Source organism: Phormidium sp. CCY1219 (assembly GCF_035615515.1).
Taxonomy (GTDB): Bacteria; Cyanobacteriota; Cyanobacteriia; order Cyanobacteriales; family Laspinemataceae; genus CCY1219.
Genome location: NZ_JAJENT010000970.1, coordinates 1 through 2,658 on the forward strand (window position 1 = coordinate 1; position 2,658 = coordinate 2,658).

General features: G+C 56.6%; 1 protein-coding gene. It reads right to left on the reverse strand.

Annotated features, from left to right (window positions below):
* Positions 1-2,544, reverse strand: a 2,544-nt coding sequence (locus LKK83_RS31060) for a CHAT domain-containing protein (RefSeq protein WP_324635335.1), incomplete at its 3' end; no start/stop codon positions are given.
* Positions 2,545-2,658: the final 114 nt, after the last annotated feature.

Genomic DNA, 2,658 nt, shown 5'->3' on the forward strand with positions numbered 1-2,658 from the left:
CAAGTTGCCGATGCGTTCGTAGAGTTCCAAGGATTCGGTGTGAAGGGCGATCGCCGCCTCGTTTTCCCCAAGCTGTGTTTTGAGGGTTGCTAAATCATGAACGATCGCGGCTTTTCCTCGTTCATCATCTGGGGGACAATGGTCTAATGCTTGTTGATAGTGTGCTGCTGCCTTTTCCACCTCCCCGAGTTGCTGCTCAGACCGCGCCAGATTACGAAAGATGCGATAATCTGCAATCACTGCTAAGGTGTCTTGGCAGATTTTGAGCGCTTCTCGAAACTGACTGGTTTTATTCCATAGAGTACCCAGCACATTTCCCATATTGGCCGCAATTTCTCCGGCATTTCCGCACAAGGCGAGGCGATGAATTTCTTTCAGTCGTTCCTCGGTTCGCTTTTCCGAGTCTTCCCACCAATGCCGATATAATATCTCTGCCGCTTCACGGTGCAAGGGGGGGTTGTTTTCGGGCAGGGGCAGGGGCAACAGGCGCGGTACCCGCAGCAAGGTGCCATCTGCTGGGGAGGGGATGTTTTCGAGCAATCCCAGGGACTGGGCGCGCTGGATGTGAGTCTCTAGATTGCGGATGGGGCGGCACATGTCTGCAAATGCCGCGTGGGGGACGGGGACCTGAAACAGCAACCCCAAGCGCAGCATCTCTCGCAGGTCTTCCGCCTGCTGCGCGAGCAATTCTTCAGCGAGAATATGGATGCGAAAGTCTTCCACCTGCAGGCCGGTTTCCGGCAAGATGTGCGCCAACCATTCCAACAAGCGGGGGTTGCCATCGGCGGCCCGTTTCGCCCGCTGCTGCAAGCTTTCCTCTACCTCGGATCCTTTTTGCAACGAGGGGAGGCGATCGCACTTTTTCTCTAAATCTGCCCCGCGTAATGCGGCCAAGGATTCCCGATGAAGGCGGCGATTCAGCGGTTCGGGGAGGGGAAAATCGTAGCGACTGGTGAGGATGGTGCGATGGAGACGGCGCGAGTTGGCGATCGCCTGCAACAAATCCTGCAACACGGACACCACTGCCGGTTTCAATACCTGCTGCCCATCGGCCCGCGCTTCCAGATTCGCCTCGAAATCATCCAGCACAAAAACCAACTGCTGGTTCTCCTCATTCAATCCCCCTTGCAGAAACAGTGTCAGGCGCTGCAACAGCGGCAAGTTCCTTTGCAAAATCTCCAACCCCGTCTGGCTGGTACATTGGCGATACAAGGCGTTGATTAACTTCTGCTCGTCCAAACCGCGATGGATAAAGATAAGGCTGTACCCCGGCATCCGTTCCAGCAATCGCGCCGCCACGGTACTTTTCCCCACGCCGCCCATGCCGTAAATCAGCACCCCGAGAAACTGGGGCGATTTCAGCAACCTCCGCAAACAGCGCTGTAGGGTGCGTCGCCGTCCCACAAACTCCTCCCGCGTCGCCACTCGCACTTCCTGGGTCTCAGGGTCGAGAAACTCCTCCTGGGGCGATTCTGGCGGTTGCCAATTATAATTCTCCCAGGGTTCTACCAAGGCACCGGGACAGTGGCCGCCCACGTATAACCGCAGCAAGTGCCAGTCCCGGCATCCTTCTTTTTCCAACAAGTAGCGGTAGGTACTGGCCAACCCTTGCGCCAAGGTATCCCCCTGCGCCAACTCCCGATACAAATGTGCGGCAGCCGTGGTGGCGGTTCGGTCTGCCACCGGCAGTCCCCAACTCAGTACCGCCCGCGCCCCTTCGCCAATCAGACTTTCCGCCATTGAGGGCACCGCGCCATTCTGCCCTGCCTGTCCCGTGCGACATCCGGATAAAAAGATTAACCCCGGCCAGCGGGTGCGAAACACCTCTGCCAGCTCTCGCACAAAAGTCTGGTGCGCTTCTCCGGTTTCGGTTTCGGTGAGGAAATAGGGACGATAGGGGTTCTGGCGCTCCAGGTCTGCATGTCCCGTGAGATGGAACAGGTGGAAATGGTTGGCTTTGTATCGCTTCCAGGTTGTGGCCAACTCGGCCACGCAACCGCTTTCCTCCACCCGCACTTGCACCGCCACATTGTCTTTCGTGGCCGCCAGAATGCGCGCCTCTTCTTGCTCAAAGTCGAGCACCGGTGCCACGTTTTCCGGAGAAGTAGCCATAAAAAATACCTGCAACGGGCCTTGCTGCGGGTCGGGCAGTGGCGGTGTCTTCCCTTCTATCCACCGCATCGGCACCACCATCGGATTCACCCGTTGAACCAAAAAACTGCTGCGGTCGTGCAGTATTTCCCAAGGCAAATGGGCCAATCGTTGTGAGGGGGCAATGGCTAACATCAATACATCTTCCCCGCACTGGTCTATGGCGCGACTCAACCACCGCCCCTCCCCATCCAACCAGCAAAACAACCGCTGCCCGAATTGCTGCAGTTTCGGGTCGAGAAAGTAATAATTGGTCTGGCTTTCCTTGACAAGTTCGGATATTTGTGCTATGCTTAAGGTTTGAGATTCATAGGTGATGTCGGGTTTGACCCAATAGCGCAATTCCACACAATCGGCTTGCAGGTCCTCGAGTTTAATGCGAAGGATGCTCATCGGGGGATAGGGAGAGAGACAACAATTAAACGAAAAAGGCGTGGGTTGAAACCGGCTCGCATCCAGGGGCGATCCGCAATCCCCGGCGTGGGTTGAAACCGGCTCGCATCCAGG